This is a genomic window from Thermodesulfobacteriota bacterium (genome assembly GCA_036397855.1).
In the GTDB taxonomy this organism is placed as follows: Bacteria; Desulfobacterota_D; UBA1144; order Nemesobacterales; family CSP1-2; genus DASWID01.
Genome location: DASWID010000070.1, coordinates 1 through 23377 on the forward strand (window position 1 = coordinate 1; position 23377 = coordinate 23377).

The following is a 23377-nucleotide window of genomic DNA, read 5'->3' on the forward strand; positions in this document are numbered from 1 at the left end:
CACTTGCCTGTTTGCTCATGATCCGGGTACAGCAAAAAGGTACTATCGGCCAAGTTTTCAGGTACAAACGTTGACGAATATTTTAGAGTAGTGACGCCCGCTGCAGTGCCTTGTTAGGCCTATTCGTAAAGATTCATTTACAGGAACATTCCACCTGAGGCCTCAATTCGCTGTGCGTTAACCCAGCGCCCTTCTTCAGAGCAGAGAAATGCAACAACGCCTCCTATGTCATCAGGCAAACCTACGCGACCCAATGCGGTTTGTGAAGCATATATCAAGGAGTTATGAGGACTGACAGGTGAAGCAGGCTGGTTCATGCGCCATCGCTTCAGAAAGCTTTTAAAACGGAAGTTGGGAAAGCGGGAATAACTGAACAGGCTTCTTTCCATACGTTGAGACACAGCTTTGCCACGCACCTGCTTCAAACATGTCCTGAGCAACGTCGAAGGGACGGTTATGACATTCGGACTGTGCGGGAATTGCTAGGGCATAAGGACGTGAAAACGACAATGATCCTTCGACTGCGCTCAGGACAGGTTTACACGCACGTTCTGGATCTAGGAGGACTGGCAGTGCGTAGCCCAATTGATATGCTTTGATCACAAGATGGTGGGTGGGTTGCCCTTACGCAGGGACATAACATTCTTATCTCCCTACTCAATTTCAAGTATAATAACCTCTCTTATTCGGCGCGTTGTCAACCCCCGGCGTTTACGGAGGATTTCCTTCCGAATATCTAGCCCTCGCGATTGGGGGTACCGAGGATGTGGGATTTCGGCGGCAACATCACGTTGTCGAAGTTTTGCGTGAACATAGCGGCAGCGAAGAAGGCCACCGCCCGCAATGTCTCCGTACCGACATTCGCGAGGTCGTGCTTTACCCCTGTCGGGAGGACAAAAACGCTGCCGGGACCGACGAGATGAGTAGTACCGTCTTCCAGGAACAGCTTGCCGGCACCCCCGATGATGTATTGCGTCTCCTCAGTGGCGTCAGTGTGCCAGCCGAGCCGTCCACCAGGCTCGATCTCGTAGACGATAGTCGATGACTGGGTCGCGCCGTGGCCTCCATAGACCGCGAAAGCACCAGCCCAGCGGACCGATGTGTCATCCTCTGCCCAAACCTTAGTACGCTCGAGTTTGTCGGACGCGACGACCGGATTCATAATGCTGTTCCTCCCATGACGTTTTTGATGACAGACGTTGGACAATTCTCCTGGCGGTGTAAGTGAGTCAACTGCATTTGTAGTTGCGCATTGGTTTATAGGAAATCGGTATTCTCTGCAAGGCCCGCTGCTTATTATCCGGAATTACCTCCGCATAATCATCCCAATATCGGATGTTTTACAGAAATCCTTGCCCTTTTTTTCTTAAAATATAATTTAAAAGCTCGTCTAAGTCAATCGCTAGAAGAAAAATTGTGAAACAACATCTTAAGAAACTCCTCGATCGAGTTCGTGAGATCATAAGACGCAAGCGCTACTCTTTTCGCACTGAGAAGAGTTATGTCGCCTGGAACCTGCTTATTCTACTGTCCAATTATAGTATATCAAGACAAGAGGTATTTGATGTTGTTTTTGTAGCAACCCTAATAGACAACGGTGTGGATGGGATAACTACTAGAAAAGCAAACCGCTTTAGTAAGTTCGAATTTCTCGAGATTCTAAACCCTTTGGAATAAAAGAGTCGTTATACCTGCCGAAGTTGCTTCTCTTGTTGAAAACTGCTTTTTAATCAGAAGGGTAAGAAAAGCGTGAGGGGAAAATCCCGAGGCAGTGTCTAATTGAATTATCCGCTCTTTAGCATGTACCAATTGTGCATGACTGGGGCGGTATGTTTCTTTATAGTATGTTCATGATTGCCGTTCATGGTTCGACAGGCTCACCACGAACGGCTTATCTCAAGTGCCGTTCGCCCTGAGCACAGTCGAAGGGCGCGACGGTCCTAATAAACCCTTTGTTTAATACGGCCCTTTTAAAGGTAATTGGCAGTAGCAAAGAATTTGAGCCCGTTTTAACTCACTGTTGCTTTCTTTTTTTCCTTTTTCAAGCTGAAGGTAAAATCTCTGTTCTTATCGACATCGATTACAATCGAATCTCCGTCTTTAAAGGTGCCTTTTAAAATATCTGTTGCAAGGGGATCCTGAATTAATTTTTGTATTGTTCGCTTTAGCGGTCTTGCTCCATATACTGGGTCGTAGCCCTTTTCAGCGAGTGCTTCTTTCGCATTGTCGGTGAGTTCGATCGAAATTTTTCTTTCTTCCAGCCTCTTTCTCAGGTGCTCAAGTTGAATGTCAACAATTTCTTTTATTTGCTCCATTCCGAGAGGTCTAAAGATGATGGTTTCATCTACCCTGTTGAGGAATTCGGGTCTGAAAGAGCTTCTCATAACCTCCATTACCCTTCTCTGCATCTCCTCTTCGTCGTTAATTAACTCTTGTATGAAGTGGCTTCCGAGGTTGGAGGTCATGATGATTATAGTGTTTCTGAAATCGACCGTTCTCCCATGGCCATCGGTTAATCGCCCATCTTCGAGTATTTGTAGCAGTATATTGAAAACATCATGGTGGGCTTTTTCGATTTCGTCTAAGAGTATCGCAGAGTAAGGGCGCCTTCTTATGGCTTCTGTCAATTGTCCCCCCTCTTCGTATCCTACGTAACCGGGAGGGGCACCTATTAACCTTGAAACGGTGTGCTTTTCCATATATTCGCTCATATCAATCCTGACCATAGCGGTTTCATCGTCAAACATAAATTCTGCAAGAGCCTTAGCAAGTTCAGTTTTTCCCACTCCCGTAGGACCTAGAAAGATGAAAGAGCCAATTGGTCTATTAGGATCGGAAAGCCCCGCGCGGGACCTCCTTAGTGCATTGGAAACAGCCTGGATGGCTTTATCCTGTCCCACAACCCTTTTTGAAAGCCTTTCTTCCATGTGTATAAGCTTTTCAATTTCTCCTTCCATCAGCTTAGAAACTGGAATACCTGTCCATTTGGATACGATCTCTGCGATGTCTTCTGCGTCAACTTCCTCTTTAAGCATCTTTTTTTCTTTTTGAATCTCCGCAAGCTCGGTACTAAGATTCTCTAGTCTCTTGTTCAGATCTGGAAGTTTTCCGTATAGAAGTTCGGAGGCAGTAGAAAGATCACCATTACGTTGCGCTCTTTCAGCTTCCATCTTTACGCTGTCAATCTCTTCCTTTATGGACCTGATGTTTGCGATATGCTCCTTTTCCCTTTTCCAATGGGTCACTAAGCCATTTACGTCCTCTTTTTGGTTTGCGATGTTTTTTTCAATGAGTTTTAGTTTGTCCTCCGAAGCTTTGTCCTTTTCCTTTTTAAGCGCCTCTTTTTCAATCTCTAGTTGCATTATGCGCCTTTGCTTCTCATCAATCTCAATTGGCATTGAATCGATTTCCATTTTTAACCTCGCTGCGGCTTCGTCAATCAAGTCAACTGCCTTATCCGGGAGGAATCTTCCGGTTATATATCTGTTGGATAGAACCCCGGCGGCAATCAATGCTTCATCTTTTATTTTAACACCATGATGAACTTCATATTTTTCTTTCAGTCCTCTTAGAATAGAGATGGTTTCTTCTACTGTAGGTTCGTCGACGAAAACCTGCTGAAATCTTCTCTCAAGAGCGGCGTCTTTCTCAATGTGTTTTCTGTATTCATCTAGAGTAGTAGCTCCTATGCAATGGAGCTCGCCCCTAGCCAACGCTGGTTTAAGCATGTTGGATGCATCAATTGCACCCTCTGCAGCTCCCGCTCCGACTATTGTATGAATTTCATCTATGAATAATATTATCTCTCCCTCTGAGGATGTTACTTCTTTCAAAACGGCTTTGAGCCGCTCTTCAAATTGGCCCCGATATTTGGCTCCGGCAAGAAGAGATCCTATATCTAATGCGACGAGCCGCTTGTTCTTCAATCCCTCCGGCACATCACCATTCACTATTCTTTGTGCCAGCCCCTCTACTATAGCGGTCTTTCCTACTCCAGGCTCACCAATGAGTACTGGATTATTTTTTGTCCTTCTGGACAGTACCTGTATAACCCTTCTGATTTCATCATCGCGTCCTATGACAGGGTCGATCTTCCCCTGCCGTGCAAGTTCAGTAAAGTCCTTTCCAAATTGCTTCAGGGATTGAAAAGTGTCTTCGGGTGTTTGACTTGTAATAGCTTGGCCGCCTCTTACCTCTTTCAAAACCTTAATGATGTTATCCCGGGTGATTCCGTTCTTTTTAAAATCGTTTTTAATATCACCTATGGCATGTTGCACAATACCAAGGAGAAGATGTTCGGTGCTAACGTATTCATCGCCCATTGATTTGGCTTCTTTCTCTGCTCTGCTAAATGACTGGCTTGCTTCGCGGCTAAGATAGACCTGGTCTGTACCGCCATCAACCTTCGGCAGTTTGGCGAGCTCCTTTCGGGCTAATCCTCTAATTATTTGAGGATTAACACCGATCTTTCCCAGAATTTCATTTGGAATGCCTTGTTCTGCTAAGAGCGCAAGTATTAAATGTGGAATATCAACTATCTGGTTTCTTTCAGTTTGGGCGATGGACTGAGCTTCTGAAAGTGCTTCCTGCGCTTTTATTGTAAGTTTGTCGAATTTCATGTATTGATACCTCAGAGTTATTTGTTACTATTCTAAAATATTACTAATTTGATAAAAATCAAGGAAGCCCTGATTATGAACTTTAATATGAGAGGCTTCAACTAAAATAGAAATTAGTCATTTAAGTCTATCTTTACAAACGTTCAAAATTAGGTATATATACACACCACTTAAAGTCAGGAGGGTACCATGGCTGTCGCAAGAGTAACTGAAGTGATTGGTTCTTCCGAGAAGTCTTGGGACGATGCGGTTAAAAATGCTCTCGCTAGAGCAAACAAGACTCTCAGGGGTCTTACCGGTATAGAGATAACAAAGATGAACGCCCACATAGAAAAGGGGAAAATCAAAGAGTATAGAGCTCACGTAAGAATCACATTCATTTTAGAGGGCTAATTACTTCTAACTTTATTACCTGTGTCACATTCTGTTTGTTTTTTTAGATTAGTCCGTTAAGCGATGAACAGTATTCTTTTATACGTTCAAATAAAGGTTGATAAAATTCCCTTAGGATCTATGATGGTTTATTATCTCTAGATTCTAAAAGTGCAATTACTTTTATTGAGACTATTGTTATTCTTCTGGTACTTAAGAACTTAACTTTCTTAATTTCTACTAAGATATTTTTAAGTGAGGTTAATAAAATTGAAAGTCGATGAAATAAAAGAGGTTGGCGTAATAGGGGCCGGAACAATGGGTTCGGGGATTGCTCAAGTCGTGGCGAGTAGTGGAAGGAAAGTGGTTTTAGTTGACGTGTCTGAAGCTAGCCTTGATAGGGGCATAAAAACCATAGAGAAGAGCCTCGCCAGGATGGTAAAGAAGGGGGACATTGCGGAAAGCGATAGCCGAGCTATAGTATCAAATATTCAAGCGACAACTAGTTTTCAGGATTTGTCAGGCGTGGATATGGTTGTTGAAGCGGTTTTTGAAGAAATAGGGGTAAAAAAGGAGACTTTTAAGAAGCTTGATGAATTCACAAAGCCGGAAATAGTTCTTGCCACAAACACGTCTTCGCTTCCAATTGTAGAAATTGCTATAAGCACAAAGAGACCGGACAGGGTGGTGGGAATGCATTTCTTTAATCCCGCGCCAATAATGAAGCTGGTAGAGGTTATCAAGTCGTTAACAACTTCCGATGAAACTGTACAGATTGCGTATGATTTTAGCAAAGCCCTCGGTAAGGAGCCGGTGAAAGGAAAAGATATGCCTGGATTTATAGTCAATCGTATTCTTATGCCAATGCTCAATGAAGCTGTATTTACTCTACAGGATGGGGTTGGAAGTGCTGACGATATAGATAAGGCCATGAAACTGGGCACAAACCAACCTATGGGTCCCCTTGCTCTGATTGACTTAATAGGGCTTGACGTAACACTTGATGTTATTGACGTCTTGTACAAAGAATTTCAGGATTCAAAATACCGTGCTGCTCCCCTTCTAAGACAGATGGTTCGTTCGGGTCGGTTGGGTAGGAAGAGTGGAAGGGGCTTTTATGAATATTGAGCAAGATTAGTTGCTAAGTATAGTGGGATTAAAAGATTATCATATTTCTTTATCTCTGGATTTCCGAACTTAGCAAAGTCCTTACATAGATTTTGAATTTTGTCGTTGCAGTTAATTTTCGTTTCTATCGTATTAGATATTTTAGATTAAATAACCTCTTCGGCATAACCTTCTGAAGCCCTAAATGTGAATTTAAATAGGTCCGCCGTCGAAACAATTCCAACCAATTTTCTCTTGTCCATAACTGGTAGGTATCGTACATTCTCCTGGTACATCACCCTCAACACGTCCTCCACATCGTCTTCTGCCTGTGCACACTTAATGCTCTGCGTCATAACATCCTTGATCTTTGTGGTTTCTAGATCTTTGCCTGGGGCTACCACTCGGGTCAAGAGATCATGTTGTGTAAATATACCAAATGCAGGGCCCTCAATTTGGACAACGATGGCGCCGATGTCCTTGTCAGCCATGATCTTAACTGCTTTACTTAACGGAGTATTCTGATCGACTGACACTACATCTTTTGTCATTATCTCATTTACCTTCATAATGCTTTTTACCTCCTAATCTTTTTCATTTAATAATAAAATACATGATTTTCACAGGTTATAAATTTTATATCAATAGCAATTAATTTATAAGATTCTATCGTTGACAAAGATCTATTAGAGTGGATAATTATTCCCCGGCTGGTCATTAAATAAACATGCTTTTGGAGTATCATTATGAAATTTGAGTTTATTAATTACGAACGACAACCCAACGAGATTGGGATTCTTACGATTAATCGCCCAAAGGTCCTGAATGCACTGAGTTGGCAATCACTTAGAGAACTAAAGGTGTTCCTAGAGGATATCCTTCCAAAAGAGAATTTGAAAGCACTATTAATCACAGGCGCAGGCGACAAGGCATTTGTTGCAGGCGCTGACATAGCAGAAATGAACAACATGAAGGATAGGGAGTTCCAGGAATATGTTGATTTTGCCCATAGGGTTTATGAACTCATAGAAAATGATCCGAGTCCATGCATTGCGGTCATAAACGGTTATGCACTTGGTGGAGGGTGTGAACTTGCTCTAGCTTGTGACATCAGGATTGCATCAGATAAAGCCAAACTTGGATTTCCTGAAGTAAGACTTGGGATATTTCCAGGTTGGGGTGGAACACAAAGGGTTACGAGAATACTAGGTCTTGGAAAGACAAAGGAGTTGGTCTTCACAGGAGAGATGATTGATGCACAAGAAGCCCTAAGGATTGGTTTGGTAGAGCGGGTGGTGCCACATGACAATCTTATGGACGAGGCGAGAAATCTAGCCCATAAGATTGCGAAGAACGGACCAAGGGCCGTTAGGATGGCGAAGACGGCAATCAACTCCGGATCTGAAATGGATTTGCAAAGGGCTCTCCTTCTCGAGAAAACGCTTGTGTCATTGTGTTTCGATTCCGAGGACAGGGTGGAGGGTATGACTGCATTTCTTGAGAAAAGAGAACCGAATTTCAATGGTAGGTAATTAACAAGCTTGAACGTAAATTAAACCTATTTGTACATAAGGAGGTACCTAGAATGTCAAAAGATAAAACTCCGTTTTCTGACTTATTCGATACTATCGAAAAGCAACGAAAGGAGATGGAGAAAGTCATGAAGCCATTTCTTGATCAAATCAAAAAAACCAAGGATGTGGCTGGACCAATCTTAGAGTTTCAGAAAACTTTCCTCGAAAAATCGATGGAGCTTCAAAAATCTCTGATGCATCATGCCATAGAAACTACTGGTAAGATCTTTGAGCATGTCGGGGAAGAGCAGAAAAAGCAGTCAAAAGAATCGGAGAGAATTATGGAAGGTGCAGGCGTTCCTAGCCAGGTAAAGGATTATGTTAAAAGTGTACAAAAATTACAGGAAAATTGGCTGGAGCAGCTACAAGCCACAACCAAGATGATGGAAGATTTTCTCAAAAGTAGTGAAACGAAGCGAAAGTAAAAGCGACAAATGGTTCAATGTTGTGACAATATCGATTGCGAATTAAAGAACTTTTTATAGCAGTGCTGATTCATTTGCTTAATTGTTGCGTAAACCATACCATTCAGTAGCAGCCGCTGATAATTTGAAAATCTCCCATTATATGCCTTTGGTTTATAATTTTTTGCCGATCGACGGTCATGTATCGCTTTTTTCATGCAGATAAACTTTGGTCCTATACGTGGTTATTGATTGGAGTTTTGTTCAACTAAGAAATAAGCTCTCTCCAGGTCTTCCAAGCAAGTTCATGTTGTTTTAATATATTAGTCCATGTAAAGGATGGTATTACAAAAGAGTTCCCATCTACTGATTTTAATCTGTCGGTCAGTCTGCTAATCCTATCTTTGTTTTTGTCAGTTATTTCGGCTCTCCATCTACCCACAAAAATCCAGATTAAGGGGTTTATGGTTTTAATTAATTTAAAATCGGAAAGGAGTCCTTCAACTGCTTGTTCAACTTTTTTCTCATCGGGTTGTTCTATGCTATATCTAGATATAATCATGCATATTGGCTCGAGATCGTAAACTGATCTTGGTTCGTTGTTTTTTCGCATGACGCAATGCTATCTCCCATGCTGTTGAAGGTTAAATATCTATTACGGAGATGTGATTAGTTTACTGAAATTTTGAACTGTTAGGAAATACTATATAATCCAAACCCCGTTAGTTTCGTTACCGATAGATTTAATGAGAAAAGTCCAATAATTGCATTTATGAATTTCAAATCGTATTGTTTTTCATCAAGAAGCCCGGCGTCAAGCTATGGGGCATCGGTACCCGAAAATCGGTCTCTCATGTCATTGTCAGAAACCCCTGAGAGACATCGAAGGGGATGAAGCAACCGAAAACGGAAAAAATGAGATTGCTTCGGGATAAAACTCCTCGCAAAGACAGAATGGGAGCAAACCCGGATGCCACCGACTCTCCGCCAGCAGCGTGCGGGGGCAGGCCTTGTCGGGGATCCGGAGGCGAAAGAATGGATTCCCGCTTACAATCCGCCCGAATGACTGGTTGTGAGATTGCTTCACTTTCGGAATTTATTCTCAGCGAGTCGAAGGGCAAATTTCACAGCAACTCTGGGATTTCCTGTCATCGCGAGGATATCGAAGCGATCTCCTGCCTAAGTTGAATGAATATTAGCGCGGCAAGCAACATGAAGTTATCAAGCTAAATTTGATAAAGACTTAAATTAATCTGCGTAACTGAAGAAAGGTTTCTGTGTTGTGAATTTATCTGTTATTACTTTTGCAACTGCGAATTAACTACTTGACAACAATATATTATTTATATAAATTAATATTCAGAAATTAAAAATACTCATTTTATCATTTTTTAAGTTTTATGAATGATACTATTAAGTTAACTCGCTTCCCAACTGGATAAATTTCCTCTGCTATGAATCTGACAATCTGTTTCATCAGGATTTCTAATTCTTATTTATAAACGTGTATAAGCAATTGCGAAGCAATGGCTGCTTCTGAAAATCTAGAGGATGTAGAAACAGATGTGAATATAAAGGTGGAAAAACTTAAAGGAGGAAGAGAAGTGCTATGGGACTAAATAGAGAATATATAGGACGTGAGTATGACCCTATCATTCATACTGTAACTGAACAAGAAATTAAAGAATATGCATGGGCTATCGGTGCTCGTAATTTGAGTTACTTTAATTATAATGGGGCCCTGAGTCCAATTGCTCCTAAAGGCATGGCACCACCGAGTTATGCGGTTGTATACGAATTGCCAATACTTGAGAAACTCTGGGCCGATCCGGATCTTCATGGTGGGGAAGAGCAAGCCAAAAGAAATGTTCTGATGCTTGTGCATGGCTATCAAGAGATGCGTTTTTACAAACCTATCAGACCTGGTGACAAGCTCATATTTAGAATCAAAGTAACCGATATTGAAGATAAGGGAAGCGGTGAATTATTGATTTTCAACGCGGTAACTACAGACGAGTCTGCAAACAAGGTTGTGGAGTCTGATTGGGGTCTTTTTATAAGGGGTATCGGTAGTGGAAGACAACCCGAAAGGAAAACGAAGAGTGAACATCCTCCATCGGGTGGTGAAAGTCCTTTAGCATTTAGGAAGATAATCAGAGTTCCACTTGATATTACTTATAGATATGCTGAGGCTTCACATGACAAAAATCCCATACATATCGATGAGGAAGTGGCTAAGAAAGCGGGACTTAAGGGTATTGTAGTTCACGGCCTATGTACGATGTCGATGGCGATGAGGGCAATAATAGAATGTTACACCGAGAGCGATCCCACGATGCTGGTACAGTTGGGTGTTAGGTTTTCTAGCCCGGTCTATCCTGGAGATACATTGGTTGTGGATGGATGGGAGTTAGGCAAAAAGGCAGAAAATACAATCCTAGGCTTTGAGGTATGGCGCCGTGACGATAATGTTAAGGTTATAAAAGGCGGTACGGCCGAGGTTACTATTTAATTTTTCCAGGTAGATAGCTTTCGATAATAGTTTCAAGACTTAATTTAATAGGACAGAATCAGCTGGCGCGGCTTTCTCTTGTATCCCACCAGAGGTTTTATCTTCGTTAATCTCATATTCTAAATCATATCTGCCATAACCAAAGAGTTTTACCTCGAGAAGTTCGAGTAAATCTGAGAGAGTTTCCTTGTTTAGAGCTGATATCAGGCGTGCTTGGTGTGCTTTCTTAAGTCTATTTATGGTTTCAATTGTAGCAGAGTCTATTTTATTGAACACAATGATTCTAGGTATAGATTCATAGCCTGTGCTTTCTAATATCTTATCAACTGAATCAATCCTTTCGTCCAGAAGTGGATCACTAGCGTCTGCTACATGCACGAGTAAAGAGGATTCACCCATTTCTTCAAGGGTTGCCCTGAATGCTTTTATCAGTTCATTCGGCAAGTTTCTTATAAATCCTACGGTATCTGTAACTAATATTTCTCCTTTACCCGGTAATATTAGTTTTCTGGTCGTAGGATTCAGGGTTGAAAAAAGCTTATTTTCAACAACAGCGTTACTTTTTGTGAGGGTGTTAAAGAGTGTAGATTTCCCAACATTCGTGTACCCGATCAATGTTACGGTCGGTATTCCGGTTTCTGTTCTTTTCTTCCTTGTATGTTCACGTCTCTTGCTTATCTCCTCTATTTGCCTTTCGAGGTGTTCTATCTGTTGTCTTAATCGTCTTCTTTCTTCTTCAAGTTTTTTTTCGCCTGGACCCCTTGTTCCTATTCCACCTGCAAGTTGAGATAGCTCGATGCCTCTTCCGGTCAGCCTTGGTAGCAGGTAACGGAGCTGCGCTAATCGGACCTGGATTTTACCTTCACTTGTTACTGCATGTCTTGCGAATATCTCAAGTATCAATTGCGTTCTGTCAATTACGCCTAAATTTGTCTTTTCGGATATTGATTTTACTTGCGCAGGGGTTAATTCTAGGTCAAAAACAAGTGAATCTGCACCTAGCTGCCTGGCCCTCAGAATAACCTCTTCCGATTTTCCTTTTCCGATAAGATATCTTGGGTCTATCTGTTTTCTACCCTGAATTGTTTTATCTAATACTACTTTGTCCGCAGAGATGGCAAGAGATTCAAGCTCTTTAATTGAATTTTGCGCATCAACCCGGGAATTCGTATACACTCCTATAAGGAAAACACCCTCTTTTTCTCTGTGTCCGCCGATTTCGAAGAATGATCTTTCGTTGTCATATTCAATATCTGTTAGAAACTCTTCAAAATTAATATCTATGCGTCCCAGGTCGTTGTAGTCTATTATCTCCCACATCTTCCCGTCAGTATTCGGCGGGAGGATATGAGCTATTTGAAACTTCCCCGGAATTCCACCGTCTCTTACTTCAAGCACCCCTATAAGGTCTAGTCTTTCTTTCAACAGGGTTACAAGGTCAGGGTGTGATAAAATGGAGTCTTTTAGATGCGTGTGAATAAGCCGATAGCCTCTAAGTCTATACTTCGCCTCCCTTGAACGTTGGAGTTGATCAAAGGGCACTTGAAAGGAATCGCCAATAAAAACAATCTCTATTTTCCCTTTCCTGTTTATTAAAACTGTTATGCTTTTATTTATTTCCTTCGATAAACTTGAAAGTGTCCTTCCAAGCTCTAAGGTGATGATTTCTCTTGGGGGTATCCTTCTCTTATATAGCCTTGAGAGGTTTCGAATATGGCTAGATTTAAGACCTGAAATATTTCCTAGAATTTTTTCTATACTAAGATTCCTCCGCGTTCAGAGCGAAATTAAGATTACAAAAATTATAACCATCATTAACTCTAAGTACAAGGAAGAGAGTGGCAACTTCAACATGATTTAACTCGCGAATTCCCTGTTGCTTGCTGCGGTACTGCTCATTCAATGTAGGTAGTAGATCGCTTCGATATCCTCGCGATAACAGTCAACCCCGGGGCTTATTGCGAAATTTACAACGCAAATTGAAGCAATCCCATCTTTTTTCACCTGTTTAGGATTCCCTCGTCCCCTTCGACCCTTCGATCTTTCGTTATTTCTCAACACTCAGGACTCAGGACTCCTCGCAACAACCGAAGAGACTGTCTGTTTATGTTCTGATACCCTGCAGCTTGCTGCAGGGTTGTTCATTTGTAAACCGTTAATTTATGAAATAAATTTAACCAATAAGTATTTTTGATGATTTCTAGCTTTCTTATTTTGCCTGCTCAATGGGAGAAGCTTTATGCAAGATTTTCGCGAAAAAATATTGAACATTGCTGATAGAAAGAAGCAAATTAGTAATAAAAGATCGATTGAGCCCGAAGGTAATAATTTGAGTATCAATTTGAAAGAGGTTATGAACATTCTATATGGTAAAACCGAACTAGGTGTCAATATCTACAATGAAGTGATTAATGGTGGAGGACTCTCGATATTTAGGCTACCAGAGGAACTGTTACAGGTATTTCTAAATGTGCCTGGGAAACAGATCGGATTTTGCCTAATGTCAGATATTAAATTTGTCCTTTTTATTGGGGAAGTTCCGGATGAGGTTCTTGTCTTAGGGAAGAAAAGACAATCTTCCGGGAGTAGAGAGCCCTTTGTCACAAGAGCCATACAGCTGATAAGAATTAAATTTGAACGCTCGGGAAATATTTATAGCTATGAGGATAACACAGGGTCTTTGATCGATCCCGATGAAATAATTATTCATATAATTAAGTGGGCAGTTACCTGATTAATGGCTAGGGATGTAGCACCACATGAGTTAGAGAGGCAAGGATTACGATAGATGCAATTAATCCAATTATGCCCAGTATGTATATGAACCCTTCCTTTTCGTTATTTTTCATGGGAGCCTAATTATAACCAAGCCGGGTATTTTGTAAACAGTACTGAATACTATAGTTGCTTTGTTAGTTTTTTTTGTTTAATTTAAATGTATGATTGAATATATAATTCCGTTTTTTAGACCTCCTAGCGAAGGTAAAAGCTTCATCCTGCAGGCGACAATTGGCTGTTCCCACAATGAGTGCACTTACTGTGCCATGTACAGAAAAGATGAACAGAGGTTTCGCGCTCGCCCTATGGCTGAAATAAAAAAAATTATAGATGAGGCGTCTGAATTCGGTCACATTACTGACCGTGTATTCATTGGTGATGGTAATGCCCTAGTACTTTCGCAAAAAAAGCTTGTCGAGATTCTTGAGTATCTTAATTTGAAATGTGTCAGACTTGCGAGGATAAGAATGTATGCAAATGTTGGGGATATAATAAGAAAGGGGGTTGATAAACTCAAGGAGCTAAGAAATCTAGGTCTGGATATGGTATACATAGGATTTGAAAGTGGTGACGATGTAGTTCTGGAGAGAATCAGGAAGGGCGCAAATTTTGAGGAAACCGTTAGGGCATCAAGGGTGCTCAAAGAGGCAGGCATTAAAAACTCTGCAATGGTTCTTCTCGGTGTCGGCGGGTTAGATAGGAGCCGTGAGCATGCTTACGCTACCGGAAAACTTCTTACCGATTCTGATCCAGAATACGTAGGGGCGTTATCACTCCAATTGAGACCGGGAGCACCGATTTACAAGGAATGGGAAGAAGGTAGATTTAAACTTCCTGATAAGTTTCAAATGATACAAGAACTTGAAATAATGGTGGAGAACACAATTCTTACCGACGGTTATTTCTTTTCAAATCATATTTCCAATTATCTACCAATAAAGGCAAAATTCCCGCGTGACAAAGAGAGCGTGCTTTCTAGAATTAGAGAGGTTTTGGAAAGTAAAGATGAAAAGTATCTTCGTCCCGATTTCTACAGGGACGTTATAAATCAATATTAGAAATGAGTCCGCAAATTACAAATCGCAAATGCCAAATCTCAAACAAATCCAAAATACAACCCCCAAAATTTTGCGATTTGTGATTTCTTGGTTGGAATTTGTTTGTAGATTGGTGCTTGGAATTTGGTTAATATAGCCTGTCCATTGTGGATGAATAGCAACAAGTAAAACTCTTAAAGGGGAGTTAAGATGAAACGGATTGGTACTATTTCTCCGGTTTGGGGTTGCAGTGTTGATGACTTGAGAGCGCTTGCGAGGATTGCTGAGAATGCTGGTTTTGAAGGCATATTCTCTCCAGAGGTGCCGCCTTATAGTGCACTTGCCAACGCACAGGTTTTTGCAGAGGCTACTTCAAAAATAAAAGTGGGCACTTGGATCACTAATATTTATATGCGCCACGCTGTGGTTGCAACAGGCGAAGCTTTGACAATTCAGGAGATTTCGGGGGGAAGGATGATTCTGGGGTTGGGGGTGAGCCATAAACCAGTAAATGACCGCTATGGAATCGATATGGGTGACCCAGTCGAGGTAATGAGGAATTATGTAAATGCTGTTAAATCATTCGCGGATGGAAGCTCTCCGCTTCTTACTATTAAAAGGCAGCTTCCTAAATTGCCCGTTTATATCGCGGGTCTCACAAAGGGTGCGGCTCAATTAGCAGGTGAGGTTGCAGATGGTATCATGCCCTATCTGGCAACACCTGAATATATCAAAAAACTAAAAGCATACGTTATTGAGGGAGCAAATAAGGCGGGACGTAATCCATCTGAAATAGATACTACTAGTGGTATACCATCGTATATATCCGACGATCTGGAAGCTGCACGTAATGCTGGAAAGCGGGGGTTGAGTGGTTACGCTAGGCTTCCATTTTATCAGAGGATGATTAGGAATATAGGTTTTGGAGAAGTTGTTGATAAGATACAATCTGGCGAAAATCCTGCCGAAGCCTTTTCGGATGAATTGTTAGATGCCATAGCCTTGGTTGGTCCCCCGGATCGAGCCAGATCTAGATTGGAGGTACATAGAGCGGCAGGAGTTGATCTGCCAATAATAGTTCCAGGTCCAGTAGGAAAGCAGAGTAATGTCGAGGTCATGCAGATAACAGTTGAGACCTATTCTGATTAATTTCATCTATCTCGAAGGGTATCCATGTAGCTTAATATAATTTTTTTAATGAAATGTTGAAGAAAAAAGGTTTGCCTACCAGTCTCGCTGGTGGGATTTGATCATACGAGCAAGTCTCGTTTCCTACCCATATCAGATATGTATTAAATATTTTAGAGCAGAGGATAGCTTTAGCCCTCCATGTATAGTCACTTAATGAGATCAGCAGAAATTATAATAAACTGAACGTTTCCCTTAGGACCCTTCTCTTGATTTTTCCATTAGCGGTTTTGGGAATAGAGTCTATGAATACTACCTCTCTAGGGCATTTGTATTTAGCAAGATGTAAATGAGTATAGTCTAAAAGCTCTAGTTTGAGTTTTTCTTGGTCGTGCTTTGTTTCTTTAGGTACTACGAAGGCAGTTGTAATTGTTTTATCCTTATCAACTGTAATCCCTGCGACGGCACATTCGCTGACTTTAGGGTGCTCGTTTAAGACCCTCTCGACCTCATGGGGGGAAACTCTGTATCCAAAACTTGTAATCAGGTCATCTTCACGCCCTACTAGCCAATAATAGCCGTCTTCATCTTTACAGAAATAATCTCCGCTTATAAACCAATTGTCCTTAAACATTTGATAGGTTTCTTCGGGTTTATTCCAATAACCAAGCATGATGCCTGGGTCATTTTTTGGTGTTGCTAGAACGCCTGTTTCGCCAATGCGTACCTCATTGCCATCTTCATCCAATAGTGTTGATAAATGACCAGGTTGTGGTTTACCAGGAGAACCAGGCTTTATGTTCATACCAGGCATATTTGAAAGATAGTAGCTGAACTCACTCATCCCGAGTCCATCGTAGAGTTCTACCCCTAATTTTTCTTTCCATAAAGTAAATAATTCTTCGCTCAGATGTTCACCTGCACTTAGGGCATGGTTTAAACTGGATAGGTCTGTATTGATTCCTTCTGCTATCCGAAGCATTTGTCTGTAAACCGTTGGCACTGCCATAAATACGTTCACCCGGTACTTTGTTATTAATTCAAAAAACTTCTTAGGTTCGTGTTCTCCCCCATATATAACAGTTGCACATCCATGACGCCATGGGTCCAAGAAACCGGTTCCTAGCGTGTATGTCCAATTTAATTTCCCTGCATGTAAGACCGTATAATCGGGTCTTAACGCCTGCCAGAATAATGCGGCAGGGTCATGAGCAATCAACGCACGCTGTGCATGTACAACACCCTTTGGATAGCCTGTTGTTCCAGACGTATAACATATGTACGCCATATCGTTTGAATTGGTTTCTGGCGCATCAAGTTCAGTATTGCATTTAATAGCTAGTTCGTTGAAGTCGATACAGCCAGAAGGAATAGGTGAGCCCACAATAATAACTTCGTTGAATGCCTTATGCTTTCCCATGTTCACTTCCACTTCTTCAAAAAGGTCAGGGGTTGTTATAACTGCTTTTGCTCCGCTATCGTCAAGTATGTAGCCGATTTCTTCAGAAGTAAGCATTGAGCTTGATGGAATCGGGACTGAGCCTATCTTAATAGCTCCCAAAAAGGCCAGTGGAAATTCGGGAATGTTAGGTAGACGGATTATTAATCGGTCGCCCTTTTTGAAACCAAGCGATAGAAGAGCATTGCCAATTTGATTAGTGAGGTTAGATAGCTCCAGGAATGTAAATTTTCTTGATTCTCCATATTCATTTTCCCAGTATAGAGCTACTTTACTTCTAAGGTGTTCTTTTTTTGCGGGGTTGTCTGTACAGTCTGCACCAATGTTAAACCGTGGCGGTATTTCCCATTTCCATGTTCGACAAAGTTTTTCGTAATCGAAATGCATTTAAGAGGTTGTTCAGTAGAAGGTTTTTTGTGTAGAAATTTACATTGATTCCAGGGAAATTCAATGATCTATCACACTCTCATTATTGTGTGTTTTTTTAATATTGATTGTCTACGGATTCGATGGGAAGAATTGTGAACATTTTGTGGTAATTAAATGATTTGGTTATCTGATAGAGTGAATATTCTTCTGGTTGATTTGATTAAGTTCTATGATATCCTACGCAAAGACTGATAAAGGGCTTCGTCTCTTCCGTACACATCATGACGAAATTGGATATCCCCCTGATCGTCAACCCAAGCTGTAAAGTATACGAGGTAGACAGGTGTTGGGTCGGGCAGGACTATTGATTGCGATCGACCCTTTCTAATCTCTGATTCAATCCTTTCCTTTGTCCAGCCAGGCTCCCCTGATAATACGTATTCTGCTAATCCTAATGGATTCTCAACACGTATGCAGCCATGGCTGAAATCCCTTCTTTGTTTTCTGAATAGATTTTTTTGTGATGTGTCGTGGAGGTAGACGTTATAGTGATTCGGGAGCATAAACTTAATATGTCCGAGGGGATTAGATGGACCCGGATTTTGACGAAACCTATATTTGAGATTGTTATTATTCACCTGGGACCAGTCGATTGTGCTGGGATCGATTTCGGTTGAACCGTCTGTCCAACCTTGAAGGACCCTTATATTTCGTTTGGAGAGGTATTCTGGATCTGCATGGATTTTGGGCAGTGTTTCTTCCAATGCAATGCTTCTTGGTATATTCCAATAGGGATTAAGAATAATATAGGTCATATTTGCACTAAATAGTGGAGTATTCCAATAGGGTTTTCCGACCACAACGGGCATGGCTAATACGGTCTTTCCGTTTTGAATGACATCTAAATGGAAGCTTGGGATATTTACCTGTATATACCGAGGACCAATATTTTGTGGCAACCAGCGGTAGCGTTCCATGTTTATTTTTATCTGCTCAATTCTTTTTTCAACCGGGACATTTAATTCAGTTAAGGTGGATGGGCCGACAACTCCATCTTCCGTTAATCCGTGGCGACGCTGAAACTTACGTGCAGCGTTTTCGAGTATTTTATCATAAGTATCAAATTTATCTGTAGATTCAGCGTCTAGGTCTCCGCTTACTATGAGCCTTTTGCGGAGAAGCTTTACTCTTTCTCCACTTTGACCCTTTTCAATCTTTGGACCAGGGGGTATAGATGGCCAGCCTCCATTTGCTTCGATAATCTTATATTTTATTAATGCCTTACGTAGTCTAATATAGAGTGGGTTTTGGTAATTCGAGATAGCGTCTTGAAACTGATTAGAATCCTGACTGAGGTTAAGTATCTTAGTGAAGTCAACCTTGTTATGGCTTTTTAACCAACTAAAATCAACTCCCTGGGGATCTATCCGACCGTTAATGAGATGCGATACATAGAGAATAAATGCGTCTGTCAACAACAAATCAAATTTTGCCAACATTTGTGAGTCTAAAGAGTCCTTACTGTTTTGAATTTCATTCAACGAAACGTTAATTTCCCCCATGTGATAATCGCCTGGCTGTAATCCCTCGTTCTCAGAGCCCTTGATCATGCTTATAAGCGCATGTGCCTGAGGCAAAACTTCGCTATTATGGCTCCAAATAGGTTGATAATTCTGCAGCCCATAGAACTTAGAGACCTGGTCTGATAGCTGTATACGACTTTCACCAACCGTTAGGATGACTGGACCCTTTGAGTTTAGGATCTGATTCTTGAGGTCATTGCTGATAGCGTTTACCGCAGCACCGCTTTGATCTGGTTTTAACTGCTCTAAGTCTTGCTTTTTTGCTATGCAACTGGCTAGAATTATTAACAATATAAAAAAGAAAGGCTTAAGGAGCTTATATCCATTTATCAATCTCATCTTCTATTGAAATATCGTTTCTCGTATCTGTTAAATTAGGTTCGATTATAGCAGGCTAATAAGCCTTAATCAATATCAAAAAATTCATTTTTTCTTAGAAATTAACTTATCTCGAGATTTATAATATTCTCAATTTATATAGACCTCGTTGCTAATAAGTTATGCGAGCTATTGTAATTTAAGCAATTTTAATATTAAATTAACATGTGTTCCTTTCACTAAATATAGAATTCTCTCAGTTAACTGGTCTAGGCTCAGGCCATTATTTTTATTATTATAGTAGCAAATTAGTGAAGAATATAATATTATATTATCCTTTATTGACTTTTTTATGATTTGAATATGTAGTTATTTTAGGTAAGTTATGGATTTTATCTTTGCTCGTTGTAATATATTTGCATTATAAATAAACTTAAGGAGGGAGGTATAATGTCAATGTTTAAAAAACTTATGTTAATTTTGTGTTTCGGTGTCACCACTTCTGTCTTTTACGGATGTACTCAGCAACAGCCGGGTGAGGAAGAAGGAGCGGTAGTCGAGGAAGAGACAGTTGAGGAAGTAGCAGTTCCAACCCCGACACCTGCGCCTACTGTTAAAGCAACTGAAAGTGGAACAAATTAATATTATAGGGTTGTGGCTTTAAACCTTAGCATGTGTTTCTGGCAGGTTAGGGCAGATTAGTTTTCTAGTTAGATATGTTACAGCCAATATTGTTTTGAATTGATTTGTCCAAGATCAAAAGGATCGAGGCATTTCAATTTTGATGTTGATAGATCAAAAGCTAAATCTTGAAGAAGGGCGAGTTGATAACTCGCCCTTTTGCCCTCACTTTATTCCTTGACACTATCTATCGTAAACTACATACTTTCCATTGGAGGTAAGTATGAAAGGAAACAGTGATCCGTTAGACCTGAGTGCTGTTAAGGACGACATATCAAATTTGCGATCCGATATGAAAGAGCTTTTCCAGAAACTAATAGATACTGGAAAAAGTGAAACGGGAGCTGCTAAAGATAAGGTAATCGAAGAGTTACATGATGCGCTAGAAATAGCGAGCAAGAGTGGAAAAGAGACAGTCGAATCACTGGAGAGTAAGGTTCAGGAGAAGCCCTTTATCAGTCTATTATTAGCATTCTTTGTTGGATTGTTCTTCGGAGTTTTTTTTAATAGAAAGTAAGAACCCCGTTTTCTGTGTATATTCCCAATATTCCGAATTGCCACATAATCAGTTAATCATAGCGAATTAAGCAAGTTAAGTTATATCCCTACCCGTGAGGGTAGGGCAACCCTGATTTTTTCCGATGATGTTGCATTTGGTTTTTTTGATGAGTTTTTAAGCAAAGGTCGGAAAGTGGTTTTGCGCTACAGATCAGTATGAAACGGGATTTTCTGTCCTCAGGATAGTATCTTATCGCATCAGATTGATCTACCTTACCCTTAATAAGCCTAGAAGCACACGTAAGACAAAATCCCTGAAGGCACATAGAAGGTAACTCATACCCTGCCTTATATGCAGCATCTAAAATATAGTCATCTTCCCCCACTTCAAGTCGGACTATCCCTTCAGGTGTATGAAGTTTAACATGGTAGGTTTTCACCCACCTTGGTCCCCATTCTTAGGGATTGTAGAATGACCGGTTTTTGCTGTAGGGTGCCTCTCCAGGGTCTCCACGTCGGAAGTGGCCAGATGGTCTAACAACTCCATCTCTTTCCATGCTGAGTAATTCGATGAACCATGCTTCATGCTCAATCTCCTCTTGGAGTATTCTGGACGCCATGTCATATGTACGTGGATCTTTCCCGAAAGTCAAATCACATATCTCGCTCCAGGTTCTGATTGCACACCTTTCAGCTTCTAGGAGCACTTCTAAGATGTTTGCCGCCGTAGGTTTATTGGGTAAATAGGCATCTGCACAAGATGCTCTATCTGCGAAGTCGCGAATATCTTTGGGTAGTCCGCCCCCGAGCTCATAAATCCTCGGGGTTATTAATTCAAAATGAGCGCGGTCCTCAAGGCGTGCGTCTTCACAAATTTCTTTATAATCTTCGTTTCCGGCGAGATGCATACGAAGTATTGTATAGTAATAATATGTGGTAAACTCCGCTCCCGCGGCATCGATTAATTTTTCAGTGAGCCTCTTAACATCGACTCCTCTCGCCTCAATTTGCTCAACTCCTACGCGATTACTGACATCTCCTGACTTCACTTTTCCGCTCATATGGGGTTTCTTTTTTATGGTCATTGTCTCCTCCGATATAGGGTATTAAGTTTCATAGTATATTTGAAAGAAAGTAATATTCAAATTTTGCATCATGATCGATTTTAGGTGGGGTTACAGATGTTGCCCAATGACTCCATCTTGTGTCTAATTTGTTATCATCTATTAACCACAAGTCTGAGCAATCCCATATGACGTGAACCTGAAAGCAAAACTTCTTGTGGATATGCTAGCTCTTGAGTATATTTACAGCCCAAAACCGTCAAACTCATAGACCTTTGGAGGTTCTCGACCGACGTGGACTCTCTTTTAGATGGAAGTCTAACAGTAATTACCTTTTTTCCTGTTTTTGGAAGCTTGATAGTTATTATTTTGTCCCTGCTTTTCAGGGAGTCTGAAGAACCGATGAAAATCGGAGCTCTTGTGATAGCCGCCATTGAATTTATTATTTCGTTACCGCTCTTTATAAACTTTAAAATTGGTTTCTCGGGCTTTCAGTTCGAAGTCAAAGCCGAGTGGATAAAGACCCTGGGGATAACCTATCATTTGGGTATAGATGGAATTAGCCTATTTCTAGTGCTTCTCACTACATTTCTTATCCCCATTACGATTCTTAGTTCTTGGAATGCAATTAAGAGAGGCATGAGAGAGTTTTTAGCCCTGATTTTAATGATTGAGACCGCTTTAATCGGAACTTTTATAGCACTGGATATGATTCTTTTCTTTATTTTCTGGGAGGCGGTTTTGATACCTATGTATTTTATAATCGGAATATGGGGAGCAGAGCGTAGAATATATGCAGCCATAAAATTCTTTATATATACCGCGTTTGGTAGTGCTTTGATGCTCATTGCCATATTCTATCTATACTCTCTACATCTGGATCAATTTGGAACCGCTTCTATGAATGTCATTGATTTTTATAGACTAAACATTCCATATTCTGGAATATTAAGTCCTCAGGGTTTAGCTTTTCTTGCTTTTCTCCTGGCGTTTGCGATCAAGGTTCCAATGTTTCCGTTCCATACTTGGCTTCCTGATGCACATGTCGAAGCCCCTACGGCTGGAAGCGTAATACTTGCAGCTATTCTTCTTAAGATGGGAACATATGGTTTTTTGCGATTTTTACTTCCGATTTTTCCAGAGGCAACCATTGACTTTCTTCCTTTCATTTTAATAGTCGCGATAATCGGGATTATCTATGGTGCAATGGTGGCATTTGCACAAGAAGATCTTAAGAAGCTGGTTGCGTATTCAAGCGTAAGTCATTTAGGCCTTGTCGTTCTAGGGATTTTTGTTCTAAATATTCAGGGAATAGAGGGTGGAATATATTTAATGATAAGCCATGGTCTTTCCACCGGTGCACTTTTCCTTATTGTTGGAATGGTCTATGAAAGGAGACATACCAAGATGATTAAGGAGTTTGGCGGAATTTCAAAGGTGATGCCACTGCTTGCCGCGTTCTTCATGGTTTCAATGCTATCATCTATTGGACTTCCGTCTCTCAATGGCTTCATTGGGGAATTTCTTGTGCTTCTCGGTGCTTTCAGGATGAATTACATTTATTCGATCTTTGGTGCTACTGGTATAGTTCTAGGTGCCATTTACATGCTGTGGGCTTATCAGCGGGTTATGTTTGGACAACTCGATAAGCCTGAGAACAAAGTGCTCCTTGATATTAATCTGAGGGAAGTTATGGTCTTACTCCCGCTTGCAATTATGATGTTTGTAATGGGACTATATCCTAAGCCATTTCTTTCGAGAATGGAGCCCACGGTGAGGCAGCTAATTACCTCGAAGTTTGATCATACGTTATCTATTACTGAAGTAATTCAGCCCGGAAGCGTTGTGAAGGAGTAGGTCAATTGCGGGGTTAG

21 protein-coding genes and 2 pseudogenes are annotated in these 23377 nt (G+C 40.9%); 14 read left to right on the forward strand and 9 right to left on the reverse strand.

The features are described 5' to 3' along the window. Window positions 1–137 precede the first annotated feature (137 nt). Window positions 138–269 (reverse strand): annotated as a pseudogene (locus tag VGA95_05470) (SDR family oxidoreductase). Between the two features lie 42 nt (window positions 270–311). On the opposite strand from VGA95_05470, the pseudogene VGA95_05475 reads away from it, so the two are divergent. Further along, a pseudogene (locus tag VGA95_05475) lies at window positions 312–599 on the forward strand (tyrosine-type recombinase/integrase). 137 nt (window positions 600–736) lie between these two features. On the opposite strand, the gene VGA95_05480 reads toward VGA95_05475, so the two are convergent. Further along, the gene (locus tag VGA95_05480) at window positions 737–1162 is read right to left on the reverse strand and encodes a cupin domain-containing protein (GenBank protein ID HEX9665995.1); all 426 of its coding nucleotides are present in this window, start codon (window positions 1160–1162) and stop codon (window positions 737–739) included. A 254-nt stretch (window positions 1163–1416) separates the two neighbouring features. On the opposite strand from VGA95_05480, the gene VGA95_05485 reads away from it, so the two are divergent. Then, complete coding sequence (locus VGA95_05485) at window positions 1417–1677, forward strand: hypothetical protein (GenBank protein HEX9665996.1); 261 nt, start codon at window positions 1417–1419, stop codon at window positions 1675–1677. 332 nt (window positions 1678–2009) lie between these two features. Here the strand turns inward: VGA95_05485 and clpB are convergent, their stop codons facing one another. After that, entirely contained in the window at window positions 2010–4619 is a 2610-nt protein-coding gene (gene clpB / locus VGA95_05490) for an ATP-dependent chaperone ClpB (GenBank protein ID HEX9665997.1), read from the reverse strand. A gap of 189 nt (window positions 4620–4808) precedes the next feature. On the opposite strand from clpB, the gene VGA95_05495 reads away from it, so the two are divergent. Both VGA95_05495 and VGA95_05500 read left to right on the forward strand, forming a co-directional pair. Beyond that, entirely contained in the window at window positions 4809–5012 is a 204-nt protein-coding gene (locus tag VGA95_05495; GenBank protein ID HEX9665998.1) for a dodecin family protein, read from the forward strand. Between the two features lie 264 nt (window positions 5013–5276). Then, the gene (locus VGA95_05500; protein HEX9665999.1) at window positions 5277–6119 is read left to right on the forward strand and encodes a 3-hydroxybutyryl-CoA dehydrogenase; all 843 of its coding nucleotides are present in this window, start codon (window positions 5277–5279) and stop codon (window positions 6117–6119) included. 146 nt (window positions 6120–6265) lie between these two features. Here the strand turns inward: VGA95_05500 and VGA95_05505 are convergent, their stop codons facing one another. Continuing rightward, window positions 6266–6667: a CBS domain-containing protein gene (locus VGA95_05505; GenBank protein ID HEX9666000.1), complete on the reverse strand. Its 402-nt coding sequence runs from the start codon at window positions 6665–6667 to the stop codon at window positions 6266–6268. Between the two features lie 177 nt (window positions 6668–6844). Between VGA95_05505 and VGA95_05510 the strand changes: the two genes are divergently transcribed. Continuing rightward, entirely contained in the window at window positions 6845–7630 is a 786-nt protein-coding gene (locus VGA95_05510; protein HEX9666001.1) for an enoyl-CoA hydratase-related protein, read from the forward strand. Window positions 7631–7683: 53 nt separating this feature from the next. Beyond that, window positions 7684–8097, forward strand: coding sequence for a hypothetical protein (locus tag VGA95_05515; GenBank protein ID HEX9666002.1), 414 nt, complete (start codon window positions 7684–7686; stop codon window positions 8095–8097). Window positions 8098–8344: 247 nt separating this feature from the next. On the opposite strand, the gene VGA95_05520 is transcribed toward VGA95_05515, so the two are convergent. Further along, window positions 8345–8689, reverse strand: a complete 345-nt coding sequence (locus VGA95_05520; GenBank protein ID HEX9666003.1) for a hypothetical protein — start codon at window positions 8687–8689, stop codon at window positions 8345–8347. Window positions 8690–8967: 278 nt separating this feature from the next. Between VGA95_05520 and VGA95_05525 the strand changes: the two genes are divergently transcribed. Next, window positions 8968–9264: a hypothetical protein gene (locus tag VGA95_05525; protein ID HEX9666004.1), complete on the forward strand. Its 297-nt coding sequence runs from the start codon at window positions 8968–8970 to the stop codon at window positions 9262–9264. A gap of 421 nt (window positions 9265–9685) precedes the next feature. Next, window positions 9686–10588: a MaoC/PaaZ C-terminal domain-containing protein gene (locus tag VGA95_05530; GenBank protein ID HEX9666005.1), complete on the forward strand. Its 903-nt coding sequence runs from the start codon at window positions 9686–9688 to the stop codon at window positions 10586–10588. 39 nt (window positions 10589–10627) lie between these two features. Here VGA95_05530 and hflX read toward each other — a convergent pair whose 3' ends face one another. Next, window positions 10628–12130, reverse strand: coding sequence for a GTPase HflX (gene hflX, locus VGA95_05535; GenBank protein ID HEX9666006.1), 1503 nt, complete (start codon window positions 12128–12130; stop codon window positions 10628–10630). Between the two features lie 697 nt (window positions 12131–12827). Between hflX and VGA95_05540 the strand changes: the two genes are divergently transcribed. The 3 genes from VGA95_05540 (at window position 12828) to VGA95_05550 (ending at window position 15552) form a co-directional block, all read left to right on the forward strand. Further along, window positions 12828–13322: a hypothetical protein gene (locus tag VGA95_05540; protein HEX9666007.1), complete on the forward strand. Its 495-nt coding sequence runs from the start codon at window positions 12828–12830 to the stop codon at window positions 13320–13322. 205 nt (window positions 13323–13527) lie between these two features. Then, window positions 13528–14424 (forward strand): radical SAM protein, encoded by an 897-nt coding sequence (locus VGA95_05545; GenBank protein ID HEX9666008.1) that lies wholly within the window; start codon window positions 13528–13530, stop codon window positions 14422–14424. Between the two features lie 189 nt (window positions 14425–14613). Next, complete coding sequence (locus VGA95_05550) at window positions 14614–15552, forward strand: LLM class flavin-dependent oxidoreductase (GenBank protein HEX9666009.1); 939 nt, start codon at window positions 14614–14616, stop codon at window positions 15550–15552. A 211-nt stretch (window positions 15553–15763) separates the two neighbouring features. Here the strand turns inward: VGA95_05550 and VGA95_05555 are convergent, their stop codons facing one another. Next, on the reverse strand, window positions 15764–17377 hold the full coding sequence (locus tag VGA95_05555) for an acyl-CoA synthetase (GenBank protein HEX9666010.1): 1614 nt from the start codon (window positions 17375–17377) through the stop codon (window positions 15764–15766). A gap of 209 nt (window positions 17378–17586) precedes the next feature. Beyond that, entirely contained in the window at window positions 17587–19275 is a 1689-nt protein-coding gene (locus tag VGA95_05560) for a L,D-transpeptidase family protein (GenBank protein HEX9666011.1), read from the reverse strand. A 441-nt stretch (window positions 19276–19716) separates the two neighbouring features. On the opposite strand from VGA95_05560, the gene VGA95_05565 reads away from it, so the two are divergent. Further along, window positions 19717–19902 carry a hypothetical protein gene (locus VGA95_05565; GenBank protein ID HEX9666012.1) on the forward strand — a complete coding sequence of 62 codons (186 nt, stop codon included), beginning with the start codon at window positions 19717–19719 and terminating at the stop codon, window positions 19900–19902. 262 nt (window positions 19903–20164) lie between these two features. Beyond that, entirely contained in the window at window positions 20165–20458 is a 294-nt protein-coding gene (locus VGA95_05570) for a hypothetical protein (GenBank protein ID HEX9666013.1), read from the forward strand. Between the two features lie 439 nt (window positions 20459–20897). On the opposite strand, the gene dps is transcribed toward VGA95_05570, so the two are convergent. After that, window positions 20898–21524, reverse strand: a complete 627-nt coding sequence (dps, locus tag VGA95_05575) for a DNA protection during starvation protein (GenBank protein ID HEX9666014.1) — start codon at window positions 21522–21524, stop codon at window positions 20898–20900. Window positions 21525–21797: 273 nt separating this feature from the next. Here dps and VGA95_05580 point away from each other — a divergent pair, with 273 nt between their 5' ends. Continuing rightward, on the forward strand, window positions 21798–23360 hold the full coding sequence (locus tag VGA95_05580; GenBank protein HEX9666015.1) for an NADH-quinone oxidoreductase subunit M: 1563 nt from the start codon (window positions 21798–21800) through the stop codon (window positions 23358–23360). Window positions 23361–23377: the final 17 nt, after the last annotated feature.